Below are 17092 nucleotides of genomic sequence, written 5' to 3' on the forward strand. Positions count from 1 at the left end.
GTTGGCGCGTCAACACCCTCAAATTCCTGCGAGACCGATTCCGCGCCGTTCCGAGGACGGACACCCCCCGACACGGCACCGACCCACAACGAACCGCAGGCGACCCACCCACACACCCGCAGATCTCAGTGGCGCCCGGCCACCCGATCGGCAATCCGCGCCAACCGCGAAGACTCCGCACCATGCCCGCCCAGTTCACGCCGGTCCGCCGCACGATAGGTCGCGTACATCCCCTGCACCCCCAGCCAACGGAACGGCTCCGGCTCCCACTTGCGCACCTTGTGGCCGACCCACGGAAGACCGGTCAGATCAGTAGCCGCACCCTCCCCGGAATCCAGCCGAACCAGATCCCGCAAGGTCCGAGCCGCGAGGTTGGTGGTCGCCACCCCCGAGCCGACATAACCACCGGCCCACCCCAGCCCCGTAGCCCGATCCAAAGTCACCGTCGCACACCAGTCGCGCGGCACCCCGAGCACCCCCGACCAGGCATGCTCGATCCGCAGCCCGGCCAGCGACGGAAAGAACCGCACGAGAATCTCCCGCAGCGCCTCGACAGTCGCCGCCTGCGTCCGACCGTCGTTGTCGGTCCTCGACCCGAACCGATACGGCACCCCACGCCCGCCCAACGCGATCCGCCCATCGGCGGTCCGCTGCGCGTACATGTACGCGTGGGCCATGTCGCCCAGCGTCTCCAGCCCGTCCCACCCCACCGAAGCCCACTGCTCGTCACTGAGCGGCTCGGTGGCGATCATCGAGGAGTTCATCGGCAGCCAGGTCCGCCGCTGCCCCTTGAGACTCGCGGTGAAGCCCTCCGTGCACCGCAGGACATAGGGCGCACGCACACTGCCGTACGGCGTGACCGCGCACCGGGGCCGGATCTCGGTCACGGGCGTCGACTCATGGATGACAACGCCCAGCGCCTCGGCGGCCCGCGCCAGCCCCTTCACCAGTTTCACCGGATGCAGCCGAGCCCCGTGCGGAGTCCACGTCGACCCGACCGCGTCCGCGACGCGAATCCGCTCGGCGGTCTCACGGGCGCCGTACAACTCCCGGTCCTTCTCGCCGTACGACAGCTCGTGCTCGTGAAAGGCCTTCAGCCGGGCCAACTGCGCGGGCGTACAAGCGACTTCGAGCACACCACCCCGATGGATGTCGGCCTGGATCCGCTCCACGTCCGCGACCTTGACGACCTCGGCAACGGTGTCGTTCATGGCCTTCTGCAACCGTACGGCGGCTTCAGCCCCATGGAGTTTGGCGTACCGGTCCCGCCCGGCGATCCCGTTGTACAGCCACCCGCCGTTGCGCCCCGAGGCGCCGTAGCCGCAGAACTTCTGCTCCAGGACCGTGACGCGAAGAGAAGGATCGGCCTTCTTCAAGTAGTAGGCGGTCCACAGCCCCGTGTACCCACCGCCGACGATCACGACATCGGCGGAGGCGTCACCGCCGAGGGGCTCCCGCCGCGCGGGAAGCCCGTCGTCCGCGTACCAGAAGGAGACGCCACCGTTCACGACACCGCTGACCGAACCGCTTGCCGAGCTGCTCATATCCGGACGCTAACCCCTGAGGGCGGCCACTGTCTCCTTCGGATTCCATGCTTTTCCGCACCCTCTGACCAGCGGATAACACGCCAGCCCGATCGCCATGGAGGTGAAATGCCCGAGATCGGTGAACGTCCGATGGGTAGCCAGCGGCACCCCATAAACAGCCAGCACAACCACCAGATACAGATACCGCCAAGGCACGGCGATCCGATACACCAGCACACCCACCACCCCCGCCAGCGCGTAACTCACCCCGATATCAAGGGTGTCGACGGACGGCTGCGGCGCCATACCGTTCTTCACGGCCCACAACAACGCCCCCTCGCTGATCAGCGAGGCCAGCACATGCGCGGCCACACACACCATCAGCCACCGCGCAGTCCCCAGCCACCGCTCCGCCTGCGCGTGGAACACCGTGTAGAGCACGGCGTACGGGAGCCAGCGCCCCCCGTCGATCCACATCGCGCTGGCGAACAGCACCCGCACCGGGTTGTTGGACAACTCGTGGATGTTGGTGGACCGCTGCCGCAGGAAGTCCTGCTCGAAATCCGGCGACATATGGTGCATGGCGACCGTGGTGACAAAGAGAATCCCCAGCCAGACATACGTGCCGGGGGCGCTGCGGACGTAAGTCCACACCCTGTGGAGGCCCCGGGTAATTCGCATGAGCCGATTCACGCACGCAAGTATCGTCCGAGGCGTGATCGACATTCCGGCCGGCCTAGCCGCCTCCCAGCAGAGGTTCAACGGCGAGGCCGGCCGGGCCTTCGTCGCCGAGCTCCCCCAGCGGGCGGCCGACTTCCTCTCCCGCTGGTCACTACGGCTCGACGGCCCGTCCCACTACGGCATGTGCGCCCTGGTCCTCCCCGTACTGCGCGCCGACGGCACCCGGGCCGCGCTGAAACTCCAGTACCTGGACGACGAGACGGCCGGCGAGCCGATCGCACTGCGCGCTTGGGCCGGCGAAGGCGCCGTAAAACTTCTGAAGTACGACAACACAACCGGCACCCTGCTCCTGGAACGCCTCGACGCGTCCCGCGCCCTCACCCACGAACCGGACACGCGCACCGCGACCCTCGTCATCGCCCGCCTCCTGGCCCGCCTGACGACGGTATCCGCACCACCGGAGCTGCACCGGAGCCTCGGCACACTGACGACGGCCATGCTGGAACGCACCCCCGCAGCCCTCCACCGCCTCCCGGACCCGTCCGACCGAGACCTGCTCGCGGACTGCGCGGCGGCCGTACGCGAGGTGGCCGCGGAGCCAGGAGACCGCCTGCTGCACTGGGACCTGCACTACGACAACGTCCTCGGCACCGACAGCCCGAACCGCGACGATCGCGGCCCCTGGCTGGCGATCGACCCCAAACCGCTGGCGGGCGACCCCGGTTTCGAACTCTTCCCGGCCCTGGACAACCGCTTCGAGCCCGACGAAATCCGTTGGCGCTTCGACGCCATGACCGACGTGATCGGTATCGACAGGGCACGCGCACGGGCCTGGACGCTGGGCCGGGTGCTGCAGAACACGCTGTGGTCGATCGAGTCCGGCCGACCACCGGCATCCGACCACCTGGAGATCGCCCGCCGGCTGCGCGGCTGACCGACCACCGTTCGATACAACCCCTGGTTGTGGCTGTGCGGCGGGTCGGTTGTTTGACCTGTGGCGGTGGCACTCGCTTGGATCCCTGAGGTCAACGCGGGGTTGTTCGGCAGACCTCAGCAGACTTCGGCAGAGGGAGTGCGGTGGCCAGGCGAGCGCTGGGCCGGCAGTTCGGCTGGCTGTGGGCGGCGTTCGCGGTCAGTTCCTACGGCACCGGCCTCGGCTTCGGCGCCTTCTCCGTGCTGGCGATCATCGTGCTGCACTCCGGCCCGACCCAGGTGGCGGTACTGGCCGCCTCCGGGCGGGCCGTGGGCTCACTGATCGCGGTGCCGCTCGGCCCCTGGGTGGAGTTCCGCCGCAAACGCCCGGTGATGATCGCGATGGACCTGACCCGTTTCGCGGCCCTGCTGAGCATCCCGGTCGCCTACGCACTCGGCGGGCTGACCTTCGCCCAGCTCCTCCTCGTCTCCATCACCGTCGCCGCCGCGAACATCGCATTCAACGCGGCGAGCGGCGCGTACCTGAAATCCCTGGTCCCGTCCGAGGACCTGCTCGTCGCGAACGCCCGCTTCGAGTCCACGACCTGGACCTCGACCATGCTCGGCCCTCCGCTCGGCGGGGCCGCGATCGGCATGCTCGGCCCGGTGACGACCGTAGTGGCCGATGCGGTCAGCTACCTGCTCTCGGCCCTCGGCATCCGCGCCATCGGCGGAACGGAACCGCACCCCGCCCGAACCGGCGCACCACGACTCCGCGCGGGCGACCTGCTCGACGGCTGGCGCTACATCCTCGCCCACCCCACCCTCCGCCCCCTGCTCCTCAACGCGATGACGGTCAACGGCCTGATCATGGCCTCCGAGCCGCTGCTCGCCGTCCTCATGCTGGGCCAACTCGGCTTCGCGCCCTGGCAGTTCGCGCTCGCGCTCGCGGCCTCCTCCGGCGCCGGCGGCTTCGTCGGCTCACGCCTCGCACGCCCGCTGGCGGCCCGGTTCGGAGAGCACAGGGTGCTGCGGACCTCCGGAACGCTGCGCGCGTGCTGGCCGCTGGGACTGGCGTTCGTCGGCCCCGGGGTCCCCGGCCTGCTCCTCGTCGCCGCCCTCCAACTCGCCCTGGTGACCTGTATCGGCGTCTTCAACCCCCTCCTCGCCACCGCCCGCCTCACCCGGACCGCCCCGGACCGCGTGGCCCGTACCCTCACCGCGTGGTCGGTCAGCACCAGCGCGGCGATCGCACTGACGACGGCCGCGTGGGGATGGGTGGCCGCGGCCACGACCCCCCGCACGGCGATCGCGCTGGCCGGAGTCCTCCTGCTGGCCAGTCCGCTCCTCCTCCCCCGCCGCGAGCCAGCCGAACGGGACGTGGACCCGAGCCCGTCTTCTACTCTCTCCGCATGATCCGCACCGCGAACCCCACCGACATCCCCGTCATCCACGCCCTGATCCGCGAACTCGCCGCCTACGAGAAGGAACCCCAGGAGGCGAGGGCCACTCCGGAACAGCTCCACGAGGCCCTCTTCGGCGAACACCCCGGCGCCCACGCCCACATCGCGACCGACGACACCACCGGCGAACCGGTCGGCTTCGCCCTGTGGTTCCTCAACTTCTCGACCTGGCGCGGAGTCCACGGCATCTACCTGGAGGACCTCTACGTCCGCCCCACCGCCCGCGGCTCCGGCCACGGCAAGGCCCTCCTCACCGAACTCGCCCGCATCTGCGCGGCCCGCGGCTACGAACGCCTGGAGTGGTCCGTCCTCAACTGGAACACTCCGTCGATCGCCTTCTACGAATCACTGGGCGCCCGCCCCCAGGACGAGTGGACGGTGTACCGGCTGACGGACGACGCGCTGAGCGCACTGGCCGGGAACTGACGGCCGACGGTGCGAATTCGCGCACACGATCATGCGCGGACTGGGCAGGGTCCCCGCATGAGCTTCACGAATATGCCAACTTTCTTACCGGGCCTCGAACTCTCCCGCCGTTTCTACACAGAAACCGTCCGCCCCCTCCTCGAAGAGGCCGCCCCCGGCCTCCCCCACTCCGCCGCCCGCATCGGCGGCGGCTCCGAGGTCCTCGGCTACGACACCCCCCGCTCGCGGGACCACGGATGGGGCCCGCGCCTCCAACTCTTCCTCCGCCAAAGGGACTTGACCCGGCACGCGGGCCGTATCAGACACCACCTCGCCGAACACCTTCCGAGAACCTTCCACGGCCACCCCACCCACCACTGCGTCGAAGTCACCCACACCACCGCGTGGTTCACCGACACCCTCGGCTTCGACCCGACCGACGGCATGACGCCCACCAACTGGCTGACCACCCCCACCCACCTCCTCACGGAGGTCACGGCGGGCGCGGTGTTCCACGACGGCCTCCACCAACTCGGGCCCCTGCGCCACGACTTGCGCTGGTACCCGCACGACGTCTGGCTGCACGTCCTGGCCCGCGAGTGGCGGCACGTCACCGACCGCGAGGCCTTCGTGGGCCGCTGCGGCGAGGTGGGCGACGAGCTGGGTTCCGCGGTGGCCGCGGCCCACCTGAGCCGCCGCCTGATGCGCCTGTGCCTCCTCATGGACCGCCGCTACCCGCCGTACGACAAATGGCTGGGCACCGCCTTCGCCCGCACGACGGCCGGCCACCGTCTCACCCCGGTCCTCACCTCCGCCGTCACCGCCACCGACTGGGGGACCCGCGAGAAACACCTGGCCTACGCCTACGAAGCCGTGGCGGGCATCCACAACCAGCTGAACCTGACCGACCGCGTCGACCCGACGACCCGCCCGCACCCCTCCGGCCCGTTCCGCGTCCTGACCGCCGAACGCTTCACCGCCGCCCTCCTCGCCCGCGTCACGGACCCGGCGCTGAGACACCTGCCCGAGCGCCGGGTCCGTGACGCGGGCGAGCAGCGAGAGCGCGGATGCTGACGGACTGTCGTCGTCCGCCGTGGCCACGACGATCCGCTGCCCCTCGCCCTCCGGAACGCCCAGGGACTGGAGGTTGAGCTCCATGCGCCCGACGACCGGATGGTGCATGCGGTAGCTCGCGAGGGCCCACTTCCGGACCCCGTGCTCGGCCCACATCGTGGCGAACTCCGCGCTCTTCATGGCCAGTTCGCCGATGAGCGAGGCCAGCCGGGGGTCGTCGGGGTGCTGCCCGGCGGCGAGCCGCAGCTTGCCGACCACGTTCCTGGCCTTCTTCGGCCAGTCCACGAACAGGTCCCGGGTGTGCGCGTCCAGGAACACCAGCCGCGCCATGTTCGGCCGCAGATCGGCCTGTTCGGGGATCCGTACCTCCAAGTGCCCGGCGAACAGGGCGTGTCCGGTCCGGTTCCAGGCCAGTACGTCGCTACGACGGCCGAGCACGATCGCGGGCGCGTCACCGAGGGCGGCGAGGAGCTGCCGGGTCGCGTCACCGGCCCGCTCCGGCGCGGACCGGCGCGGGGTGGCGACCCGCCGCGCCGCACCGGCCAGGTCGTGCAGATGGACACGCTCCACCTCGTCGAGCCCGAGCGCACGGGCCAGCGCCTCCAGCACCTCCACCGACGCGTTGAGCGAACTCCCCTGCTCCAGCCGCGTGTAGTACGACAGCCCCACCCCGGCCAGCCGGGCCAACTCGTCCCGCCGCAGCCCCGGCACCCGCCGCCGCTCCCCGTACTCCGGAATCCCCACGTCCGCCGGCCGCAACCAGGCCCGACGGCTCCTGAGGAACTCTCCCAACTGCGGCTTGCTGTCCATGGGCCGAGTATCCGGGAAGGGGGTGGCGGGGTGCCTGCCCCTGGCATGGGCAGGCAGGGCGGCATCGGCCCCGGTTATTCGGGGAGCAGGTGGGTCCGGCGCTCGTTCGGCGTGAGCGTGCGGAAGATACGTTTCCTGGCGGTCGCCAGCAGGGCGTCGAGGTCTCCCTCGGCACCCCAGACGCGTACGGTCCCGTCCTCGGAGGCGGTGGCCACCCGGCGGCCGTCGGGGAACCAGGCCAGCCGCTGGACCCGGTCCCGGTGGATGCCGATCACCCGGTGCTCCCGCCCGGTGCGCGCGTCCCACAGCCGCACCGTGCGGTCGTCGGAGGCCGTGGCCAGCAGCCGTCCGTCGGGGGAGTGGGCGACGGCGCGGATGCGTGCCTCGTGGCCGCGCAGCTCGGCGGCCTGCTCGCCGGTGGCGACGTCCCACAGCCGTACCGTGAGATCGGCCGAGCTCGTCGCCAGCCGGGCGCCGTCCGGGGCGAACGTGACCGCGTCGACCCAGCTCTGATGCCCGGTCAGCCGGTGCCGCAGGGTGGCCGAGGCGACGTCCCACAGCTGCGCCGTGTGGTCGTCCGAGCCGGTCGCCAGCAGATCGGCGCGGGGTGACCAGGCCACCGCGCAGACCCACTGGGAGTGCTCGCCGTACCGGCCGAGCACCTGCCCGGTCCCGGCGTCGAGCACGGTGGCCCGCCGGTCCCGCCCGGCGAGGGCCAGGCGCCCGCCGTCCGGTGACCAGGCCAGTGCCTCGACGGTCTCCTCGGTGGTGAAGACGGTCTCCGTCCCGGCTTCCGCTCCGGCCCAGGTGCCGTCGGCGGCGGGTTTCCAGATCCGGACCGTGTCGTCGTCCGCGCAGCTCGCCAGCGCCCCGCCGTGCGGGTGCCAGCGCAGGTCGTTGACACTGGTGCCGTGCCCGGCCAGGGCGACCACCGGGCTGCCGTCGGGCGCGCCCCAGACCCGCACCACACCGTCGACGTCCCCGGAGGCGATCAACTCCCCGTCCGGGCTCAGGTCGAGGCCGGTGACCAGGCCCGGATGCCGGGCCGTGGCGTACAGCTCCGCGCCGGGGACGTCGACCGACCAGATCCGGGCGGCGCCGTCCTCCGCACCGGCCGCCAGTTGCTCTCCGGCCGGGGACCAGGCCACGGTCTCCACCCGGGTGGCGTGACCGCAGAGTCTGGCCCGCACGTCGCCGTGGTCGAGCGTACGGACCCTCACCTCGGGCCCGCGTGTGGACAGCGCGAACTGGTCGCCGGCCGGTGAGCAGCGCAGGCTGACGATCAGTTCGTCGCGCTCGGGAAAGGTCCGCCGCACCTGGCCGGTGGCGGCGTCGATCACCTTGATCCACTGCTCGCCGGAGACCAGGAAGGCCCCGTCCACGGTCCAGCCGAACGGCGTGGCATGGCCCGAGGGCCGGTCCCCGACCCGCTGCGGCCGCCAGTTCTCCCGCGTCCAGAGGATGTAGCTGCGGTCGTAGGCGGCGGAGAGCAGCCGAGTCCCGTCCGGGGACCACGCCAGCTGGTATATCTCGCCGCTGTGCCCGGCCGGTTCGGCGACCTGGGCCCACCCGGCGGTGGCGAAGATCCGGATGCGCCGGTCCCTGGAACAGGTGGCCAGCAGCTCGCCGTCGGGCGAGAACGCGACGTCCCGCACGGTGTCGGTGGCCGCGTCGAGCACGGCGACGGTCCGGCCCGTGGCCGGGTCCCAGACCCGGGCCGTACGGTCCCGCGACCCGGTGGCCAGCAGCCGCGCGTCCGGCGACCAGTGCACCGCGACGATGCCGTCGCCGTGGCCTTCCAGGACCGCGCCCGCCGCCCCGGTGGCCGCGTCCCACAGACGTACGGTGCCGTCGAGCGAACCGGTCGCCAGCCAGACACCGTCCGGGGACCAGGACATCGCGCGCACCCCGGCCCGGTGGCCGGTCAGCACCGCCCGGGTGTGGTTGTGGGCCAGCGCGGTCATCAGCGCGCGCACCGCCGTCGAGGTGGGCGGGCACTCGGTGAGGACGGTCGCGGCCAGCAGGGTGCCGAACTCGGGTTCGCGCTCGGCGTTGGCCAGGACGTACTGGCCGATCGACTCCGAGACCCGCAGCAGGAAGTCCCGGTCCCGGCTGCGCGAGGCCACGACCAGTTCCCGCACCGCCACCGTCGCACCGTCCGCGGTCTCCAGACCGGCCAGCCAGCGCCCGGCGACCGCCAGCCGCTCGCCGGTGAGCAGGTAGTCGGGGCTGCGTCCCGAGGCCTGCCAGTCCGCGGCCCAGCGTTCCAACTCGCTGCGGCTCTTGAGGAGTTCGGCCCGGACCGTCACCTGCTGCTGGAGCGGCGGCCACTGCCGGAACAGCGCCTCGTGGGCGACCTGGACCGCGGGCACGTCGTCGACTCTCGTGACCACCAGCAGCCGGGCCGCGTCGAAGGGCCGCAGGATCTCCCGCTCGGTCGGCGAGAGCTCGGCCGTAGGAACCCGGCGTTTGACCGGTTCGCCCGCCTCCATCCCCACCAGGAGCAGCAGCGCGGTCAGCACGGTGTCCGCGCCGTGCTCGTCGACGACCGTGGCGAAGACCTCGTCGGCCTGACGGGCGAGGGCGCCGGTGACGCCGCCGAGCGCCAGATAACTCTCCTTGGTGGCGATCTTGGAGTCGCCGACCGAGAGGTAGAGTTCCCGCAGCAGATAGGCGAGGAGCGGCAGCGCGTCGGCGGTGCCGGTGTCCTCCACGATCCGCGCGACCAGTCCCGGCTCGAACGCGCCGCCGGCCAGCCGGGCGGGCTGCTCGACGGCGGCCACCAGTTCGGCGGTGCTCATCGTGCCGAGGGCGGTGGGAGCGGTGAACAGCTCCTGCTGCGCCGAGGCGAGGAACTCCGGCAGGAACTCCACGCGCAGGGTGGCCACCACCCACAGCCTGCGGTCCTCCCGCAGCGCCTCGGCCAGCCCGGCCAGGAAGCGCTCGCGCCGCTCCGGCGGCGAGGCGGTCACCAGTTCCTCCAGCTGGTCGACGACCAGCAGGGTGCGCCCGGATCTGACCGCCGCCGCGCCACGGGGCCTGGCCGCCAGCGCCTCCTCCAGATGCCGCAGGGGGTCGGCGCCGGGCACGATCACCGGCAGCAGCCGCCACCGGGACTCCAGCAGCCGGGGCAGCACGCCCGCGTGCACCAGCGAGCTCTTGCCGCTGCCCGAGGTGCCGGTCAGACAGACGAACCGTTCCGCCGGCTGCTGCGCGGACAGGTGCAGCCGGCGGATGATCCCCGCGATCTCGTCCTCCCTGCCGAAGAACACCGCCGCGTCACCGCGGTCGAAGGCGGCCAGTCCCGGGTAGGGGGTGCGGTCGCTGCCCCAGGCGGGTCGCGGAGCGGCGGGGTTCGAACGCTTCTGGACGACCACCTGCCCGGCGATCACCACGCAGACCAGGACCACCACCGCCAGCGGCGCGATCCGGCTGACCAGCCTGACGGCCGGCGACTGCGCCCCGTTCGCGGCGAAGTTGGCCAGGACCTCCAGCAGGGTCGCCGAGACCAGCACGACAATTTGCACAGGAAGCAACGAGCGCTGCCGCATGAATCCCCCAAATGCCCTTTGTCATCAGCATCCTGACACTTCACCAGGCGCCGTGTCAGGAGCACGTCGGCGGTCGACGGCGGGCACGCGGGAGCGTGAATCCGCCGGTGCCCTCACAGCGTTCGTTTCACTGCCTGACCGGCGTATGCCCGTTCATGGTGAAGCGGGCGCCGCACTGCTCGTCGGAGCGGTCGCTCGCGTTCCAGACGCAGATCCACATCGTGGTGCCGACGTCCGGGATGAAGTTTGTTTTCGCGGCGCCCACGGAGGCCTGGAAGGTGTACGCGATGCCGTCGCTGCGGTAGAGCTCGGCGCCGCAGTCCTGGCCCAGGGAGGTGTTGAGGACGCCCGCGAGTTCACCGGAGCCGTTGTCGTCCAGCCAGGCGGAGCAGGCGGCGTCGTTGCCGACCCAGGAGGTGTCCGCCTCGGAGCCCTTGACCTGGGCCGGGTCTTCGTTGCCGCTGATGCCGCTGATCGACGACGAGGTGACGTGGGTGGGGGCCGCCGAGGTCGTGGCGGTCGTCGTCGCGGGGCCGGAGGGCGAACGCGGGTTGTCGGACGTGCTCGGCGGGACGGTCGTATGCGTGCCGGTCGCCACGACCGGGGTCGGGCGCCCGGACTCCGCGGTGGGCGAGGCCGAACCGCTCGGGCTCGCGGAGGACGTCCGGGTCGTCCCGGCCACGGGCTCGCCGCTGATCGAGGCGCTGCCGGACGGATGCGCGGCGCCGTTGTGCCGGGAAGGGGACGGTGCGAGCACGAAGGCCAAGACGGCGCCGAGGGCGATCACCGCGGCGATCGTGAGCAGGAGTGGGAGCGGGCGTTTGTGCCGGGGGCGGGGTAACTCGGTGGACGGGGACGTGGTTTCCGGCGCCGGATCGGCCGGCGGGTTCGGCGCCCGGTCCACGTCCGCCTTCAGGTTCGGCGTCCGGTCCGGGGTCGGGCTCGGCGTCGGGTCCGCACCCACGGCCGGCGTCCAGTCCGCGTCCGCGTCCGCGCCCACGTCCAGCGCCGGCCTCCGGTCTACGTCCGCCTTCAGGTTCGGCGTCCGGTCCGGGGTCAGGTTCGGCGTCCGGTCCGGGGTCAGGTTCGGCGTCCGGTCCGCGCCCACAGCCGCGCCCAGGACCGGCCTCCCGTCCGCGTTCGCGTCCAGCGCCGACCTCCGGTCCCCGTTCTCGCTCGCCTCCGCGCCCCGCTCCGGCGGCGGGACCGTCTCCAGTTTGCCGACCGGTGTCGCCGCGAAGGCGCGGCGCGCGGCGATGCGGGACAGGGCCTCGGAAGGCCAGGTGGGAGGAGGGGCGGGCAGGTGGGCGCGGGCCGTGGCCGCGACCTCGGCGGCGGTGGGGCGGGCTCCGGGGGCGGTCGCGAGGCAGGAGCCGATGACGGCGGCGAGGTCGGGGTCCACGGCACGCAGCGGTTCCGCGTCGGGGACGACTCCGGGCGTACGGCCCGACGCCGCGTAGAGCACGAGCGCCCCGAGCGAGTAGACGTCCGCGGGCGCGTCCACGTCCTCGTCGCCGGCCTGCTGTTCCGGTGCCGAGAAGCCCTGAGTGCCGTAACTGCCGCCGCTCCTGGTGAGCCTCGCCTGGTCCGCGGCGCGGGCGATGCCGAAGTCGATGAGCTTGACGCCGTCCCGTACCAGCATGACGTTGCCGGGCTTGACGTCACGGTGCACGATCCCGGCGGCGTGTACGGCCGACAGCTGGGCGGCCGTCTCGGCCAGCAGCAGCCACAGCGCCCCGGCGGGCAGCGGTCCGCGCAGCCGTACCGCCTCGTCCACGGTGAGTCCGGGCACGTACTCGGTGGCGAACCAGGGGCGTTCGGCGGTGCCGTCGCTCGCCAGCACGCGCGGCCCGACCCCGGCCGGCACCCGGTAGAGGAGGCCGACCTCGCGTTCGAAGCGCTCGCCGGCGACCAGCCTCGGCCGGACGCGCTTGACGGCGGCGTAGCCCTTGTCGGACGCCCCGAGGTAGACCTCGCCCATGCCGCCGACGCCGAGCAGACCGATGATGGTGAAGCTGCCGATCTCCTGCGGATCGTCCGCGCCGAGCGGTTCGGCGATCGTGCCATCCATCATCAGCAGTTCCCCGACCGCTCGCGTGCACGGGCGGGCAGGCTATCGATCAAGTCAGGGCGAGGCAACACGAGTTGGGGCAGACGTATACCCGTCGGCCGGAGGACCGGTCCCCGCGGCGCGTTCATACACTGACGCGAGCCGAGCGGAGGGTATGTGACATGGCGTACGGAAACTTCCCACCCCAGATGCTGCCGCCGGGCAGTCCCTCCGACCGGGTGCCCTCGGCGCCGCCGGGGACGATCTTCGTGCTGGGCCCGGAGGGCGGGTACGCCGTGCCGCCGCGCCGGTACACGCTGCTGTTCGGGCGCGACCGCGAGGACGTGCATGTGCCGGTCGGTGTCGACGACCCGACCGTCAGCCGCCGGCACGGGGTGTTCACCTGCACGGCCGCGGACGGCGACTGGTGGCTCGTCAACACCGGCAATCTGCCGATCGAACTGCCCGACGGCGTGCTGATGCTCACCGGCCACAAGCGGCTCATCGCCTCCGGGTACACCCCGCTGGTCATCAACTCGTCCAAACGGCGCTCCCATCTGGTCGAGGTCCGGGTGACGGACGAGGACGACCGGAATCCCCGCTCCACTAGCGGCGCGGAGACCGTGGACCCCGAGACGGTCTACGAACTCTCCCCGCAGGAGCGGCTGGTGCTCACCGCCCTCGCCCGGCGCTACCTGGAGGGCCACGACGCCTTCCCGCTCCCGCTGGCCTGGGAGGACACGGCCCGGCTGGTCAACGCCTCCCCGTACGCGACGAAATCCTGGACCCACAAGTCGGTCGCGAACACGGTCGAGGACGTCCGCGAACGCCTGCACCGCCGGGGCGTGCGCGGACTGCTGCGCGACGAGGTCGGCGAGCCGGTCGGCTCCACGCTCAGCGTCAACCTGATCAGGGAGCTCCTGAAGACGGCGACGCTGAGCGCCCAGGACATGGAGCTGCTGGCCGACAAGGACTGAACCGGGCGGATCGCAGGGTACGTGCCCCGGCCGGGCGTCGGCCGGGGCACCCCGCGTTCCTCAGCCTTCCGCCTCCCGCTCGGCCGCCGCGTGGTACGTGACGTACATGGGGCCGTCCTGAACCGCGAAGACGGCCGCCCGATCCTGCGCGGAGCTGTGCTGGCCCGATCGCGGCTCCGGCTCCGGCTGCTCGGGGGCGCGCGTCGTGTTCGTCACGCGGTTGTTGTCGCCTACGACGAAGGTGCCGGAGACGTCACCGGTGTGGATGTCTCCGCGGGTGGGTTCGGCGGACATGGGCGGCCTTTCTTTCGGTGGGTTACGAGGGGAGGTCAGGTGCCGCAGTCGGTCTGCAGGCTGGCTGCGGCCGATGCCAGGGCCGAGGCCTGAGCCGATGTGTCGATCTCGGCGCCGCCTCCCGGATCGCTCTCGAGATCGTTCTTGAACGACTGATTCAGGTCCTGGATCTCCTGAACGGCGGTCAGCATGTCGTCGAGGTCCGATTCCACGGCGCTGTCCTGGGCCTGCGAGATGGCTCCCTGCAAGGTGGACTCGACGGAATCCAGGTCGCTGATGACGGTGCCGATATCGGAGAGAAGCATGCTGTCGTCGGGCGTCGTGGACGACTGGCCCGAGTTGTAGGCGGCCATGTCACTGTTGTACGAGTCGATCGCGGCGGACATGATGTCCGCGTCGGCGCCGAACTGCTGCATCTCCGGCATCAGTTCGGGGATCCCACTCGCGCACACGGGATCGACGCTGGGCGAGGGCTCGTAGGCGGGCAAGGTCTCGTCGCTCAGGTCCGGTGTACCGACGGAGCTCGACACGACGGCCGGAGACGAGGTCGACTGTTCGTTGGCGTGGACCATGGCCCCCACCCCCACCACCGCCGCGAGGCCGAGCGTGCAGGCGAGGGCCAGTCCCGTCATGCCGCCCTTGGCGACTGCCCCACCGGCGACGACTCCCGTGTGACCGGTACTCGCCGCGGTCGTCGTGGTGTTCGCAGCGTGCGTCGAGTGGACACCGGAGGAGTGCGCCGCCGAGAGGTCGATCCGCTGAGGTACCGATGCGGTCGAGTGCGCGCCGGCCGTGTGGACGGCGAGATGCGGCTGCGCCGAGCCGCCGGAGAGGTCGACCACCGGCCGCACCGCGTGCACCGGAGCCGGGGCGGCGGAAGTGGCCGACGCAGCAGTCGAGTTGGCGACAGCCTGCACATGGACCACGCCGTGCGCCGAAGCAACTGGCGCCGACGCGACCGGCGGAGCGACGGTACTCGCCGCCCCGCCGGCGACCTGATGGGCCACCGCGTGGCCGGCGACCTGGTGCGCCACCGCATGCCCGGCAGCCTGATGAACCACCGACTGCCCGGCGACCTGATGACCCGCCGACTGCGCGTGCAGAACGGCGAGTTCGTGCCACAGCACCTCCGCCTCCAGCACCAGCGCCGTCGTCTGCGCGACCCGTCCGATCGCCTTCCGGCGGGTGCGGGCCTCGTGCAGGAAGAACTCCTCGCTCTCCCCGTCCCCCGCGCTCCTCGCCGCCGCCCAGCCGGCGCCGAGCAGGCTGCCCCACGCGTCGAACTGCCGGGACAGCGCCAGCTTCGGGGAGGCGACGCGGGCCAACTCCACGCCGAGCCGGGCGTGTCCGCTCCGCTCGGCGCGCAGCACCGCGACGTCCAGGGCCTGGAAGTGCGCGGCGACGTCGTCCGGCGTGGTGTCCACCGCCTCGGCCCAGACGGTGAACGCCCGGCAGAGCCGATCGGCGGGGAACTCCGTCCGCCGGCTGTTCAGCACGGCCTCGGCGACATCCGGCGGGCAGCTGTAGCCGGTCTCCGAGGCGAGCAGCAGACCGTGCCGCACCAGGCCCTCGGCGATCGTGTCGACGTCCGTTCCGCCGAGCAGATCGTTCAAGTGCCGCGCGGCCAGCTCGGCGCCGGACAGCGAGCCGAGCAGATGCAGCAGGTCGCGTTCCCGGGGCCCGAGCTTCTTCAGCAGCGCGGGAAGCAGTTCGGGGAGGTCGTCGATGCCGGGCAGGCCCTTGCCGGTCGCGGCCGACAGGGCGATGCGCCGCAGCCGGAGCGGGTTGCCGTCCACCGCGTCGCACAGCGCGGCCACGGTCGTCGCCTCGTCGGGCCGCAGCGCGCGGGCGAGCAGCGCCGTCACCAGTTCCGCCGCCGCCGGGGCAGCCAGCCCGTCGAGCCGGATCGCGTGCACGCCGTCGAGCGCGGAGCGCGCCTGCGAGGTGAAGACGAACGTGGACCGCGACGCCATGTCGAAGAGCCGGCGCAGGTCCTTCTCGTCGAGTGCCGCGTCGTCCAGGTAGATCCGCAGCCGCAGGGTCTTCAGATGCTCCTTCAGCACCTCCGTCGACGGCTTGTAGTTCGGTGCGTCGAAGCTGATGTCGAAGATCGCCTGCGCGAGGTCGTCGGCCGTACGTCCGCCGGCCTCGACGTAGGCCACGCCATCGTGCCCGCGCGGCAGTTCACGGGCGAGGTGGCGCAGCAGCGCGCTCTTGCCGACCCCGGCCGCGCCCCAGATCTGTACCAACTGCCGTGTCTCGACGGCCTCTTGGAGTACGGCCGCGTCGCGTGCCCGGCCGATCAGCGGTTCGGCGGCGGATCGTGGCAGCTGGGAGATCGGCCGGCGCTTGACCGGGTCCGGCAGCGGTTCCTGTTTCACGGTGATGGTCGAGCCGGACTCGGCGGTGATCCTCAGGAGGTTCACGGTGTTGCCGTTGCCCACGACCATCGCTCCGGACATGTCGCCGGTCCGGATCCGGCCGGAGGCCTCCGAAGCAGCCTCCGGAGCACCGTTGTCGTCTGTCATCTGTTTCCCCCGTCTTCTCCGAGGCCCGGGTCCCGGCACTCGGTCATGCTGGCGCCGACCCGTCGTGCGAACCCGGTGCTTTTACGTGTTCGGCGAGATCGCCGGTGATCCGGCGGGCCCGGCCGCGAGGGCGATCCGGGCGAGGTGGTCCAGGTCGAGGATCGTGATCCTGCGGTAGCCGGTCACGACCGAGCCCGACTCGCGCAGCGCGCGCAGGGCCTTGTGGATCGAGGACTCGGCCGCGCCGACGAGGGTGGCCATCTCCGGCTGCGACAGGGGGAGTTGGGCCTCGTTGCGGCCGGGAGGGCCGTAGGTGACGGCCAGGTGGTGCAGGATTCTGGCCAGCCGTCCGAGGACGTCGCAGCCGGTGAAGTCGACGATCCGGCCGGTCGCCGTGCGCATCTTGGCCACCACGCTCGCGCTGACGGCGAGTCCTATGGAGGGGTGCTGTTTCGCGCACTCCAGCAGTTCGGAGCGGAGGATGTAGCGGGCCAGCACCCTGCCGCAGGCGGTCACGGTGCCGACGCGCGGCCGGCCGTCTATCCCGGCGAACTCCCCGACCAGGTCCCCGGCCATCCGTACGGCCAGCAGCGCCTCGCGGCCGTCCTGCGCGTGCGCGGTGACCTTCACCATGCCGCCGAGCAGGAGCAGCGCGAAGTCCGAGGTGTCGGCCTCGCGGATGGTGATCTGACCGGCCGGGTAGGCCACGTGGTGGCCGAGTCCCATGAGGATCGCGCGGTCGGTCTCGTCGACCCGGCCGAGCAGTCCGGCCGGCGGCCAGTAGGTCGCGGCCCCGCGCACCCGTGTGTTGTTCATCGGCC

12 protein-coding genes and 1 pseudogene are annotated in these 17092 nt (G+C 71.8%); 5 read left to right on the forward strand and 8 right to left on the reverse strand.

The genetic code is table 11. From position 1 onward, the window contains the following. Positions 1-125 precede the first annotated feature (125 nt). Together ACQHII_RS22040 and ACQHII_RS22045 are read right to left on the reverse strand one after the other, a co-directional pair. Positions 126-1544 (reverse strand): NAD(P)/FAD-dependent oxidoreductase, encoded by a 1419-nt coding sequence (locus ACQHII_RS22040; RefSeq protein ID WP_427920921.1) that lies wholly within the window; start codon positions 1542-1544, stop codon positions 126-128. Positions 1545-1553: 9 nt separating this feature from the next. Beyond that, positions 1554-2207, reverse strand: coding sequence for a rhomboid-like protein (locus ACQHII_RS22045; RefSeq protein WP_427925387.1), 654 nt, complete (start codon positions 2205-2207; stop codon positions 1554-1556). On the opposite strand from ACQHII_RS22045, the gene ACQHII_RS22050 reads away from it, so the two are divergent. From ACQHII_RS22050 to ACQHII_RS22065, 4 genes are all read left to right on the forward strand, one after another. Next, on the forward strand, positions 2206-3141 hold the full coding sequence (locus ACQHII_RS22050) for an aminoglycoside phosphotransferase family protein (protein ID WP_427920922.1): 936 nt from the start codon (positions 2206-2208) through the stop codon (positions 3139-3141). The genes ACQHII_RS22045 and ACQHII_RS22050 overlap by 2 nt on opposite strands. Positions 3142-3284: 143 nt before the next feature. Beyond that, entirely contained in the window at positions 3285-4535 is a 1251-nt protein-coding gene (locus ACQHII_RS22055; RefSeq protein ID WP_427920923.1) for an MFS transporter, read from the forward strand. Then, positions 4532-5008 (forward strand): N-acetyltransferase family protein, encoded by a 477-nt coding sequence (locus ACQHII_RS22060; protein ID WP_427920924.1) that lies wholly within the window; start codon positions 4532-4534, stop codon positions 5006-5008. The genes ACQHII_RS22055 and ACQHII_RS22060 overlap by 4 nt, the downstream gene beginning before the upstream one ends. A gap of 72 nt (positions 5009-5080) precedes the next feature. Next, on the forward strand, positions 5081-6061 hold the full coding sequence (locus ACQHII_RS22065; RefSeq protein ID WP_427925388.1) for a DUF4037 domain-containing protein: 981 nt from the start codon (positions 5081-5083) through the stop codon (positions 6059-6061). Here the strand turns inward: ACQHII_RS22065 and ACQHII_RS22070 are convergent. From ACQHII_RS22070 to ACQHII_RS22080, 3 genes and pseudogenes are all read right to left on the reverse strand, one after another. Next, a pseudogene (locus ACQHII_RS22070) lies at positions 5999-6871 on the reverse strand (helix-turn-helix transcriptional regulator); the annotation flags it as partial. The gene ACQHII_RS22065 and the pseudogene ACQHII_RS22070 sit on opposite strands and share 63 nt — an antisense overlap. A 74-nt stretch (positions 6872-6945) precedes the next feature. Next, complete coding sequence (locus ACQHII_RS22075) at positions 6946-10398, reverse strand: NACHT and WD repeat domain-containing protein (RefSeq protein ID WP_427920925.1); 3453 nt, start codon at positions 10396-10398, stop codon at positions 6946-6948. Positions 10399-10549: 151 nt separating this feature from the next. Continuing rightward, positions 10550-12496 (reverse strand): protein kinase domain-containing protein, encoded by a 1947-nt coding sequence (locus tag ACQHII_RS22080; RefSeq protein ID WP_427920926.1) that lies wholly within the window; start codon positions 12494-12496, stop codon positions 10550-10552. Between the two features lie 158 nt (positions 12497-12654). Between ACQHII_RS22080 and ACQHII_RS22085 the strand changes: the two genes are divergently transcribed. Continuing rightward, positions 12655-13449: an FHA domain-containing protein gene (locus ACQHII_RS22085; protein WP_427920927.1), complete on the forward strand. Its 795-nt coding sequence runs from the start codon at positions 12655-12657 to the stop codon at positions 13447-13449. Positions 13450-13509: 60 nt separating this feature from the next. Here the strand turns inward: ACQHII_RS22085 and ACQHII_RS22090 are convergent, their stop codons facing one another. From ACQHII_RS22090 to ACQHII_RS22100, 3 genes are all read right to left on the reverse strand, one after another. Further along, positions 13510-13743 (reverse strand): hypothetical protein, encoded by a 234-nt coding sequence (locus tag ACQHII_RS22090; RefSeq protein WP_427920928.1) that lies wholly within the window; start codon positions 13741-13743, stop codon positions 13510-13512. A 35-nt stretch (positions 13744-13778) separates the two neighbouring features. Further along, the gene (locus tag ACQHII_RS22095) at positions 13779-16271 is read right to left on the reverse strand and encodes an ATP-binding protein (RefSeq protein ID WP_427920929.1); all 2493 of its coding nucleotides are present in this window, start codon (positions 16269-16271) and stop codon (positions 13779-13781) included. 81 nt (positions 16272-16352) lie between these two features. Beyond that, the gene (locus ACQHII_RS22100; RefSeq protein WP_427920930.1) at positions 16353-17087 is read right to left on the reverse strand and encodes a Crp/Fnr family transcriptional regulator; all 735 of its coding nucleotides are present in this window, start codon (positions 17085-17087) and stop codon (positions 16353-16355) included. Positions 17088-17092 lie beyond the last annotated feature (5 nt).

It is taken from the genome of Streptomyces sp. cg40, assembly GCF_050320165.1.
Classification (GTDB): Bacteria; Actinomycetota; Actinomycetes; order Streptomycetales; family Streptomycetaceae; genus Streptomyces; species Streptomyces hokutonensis.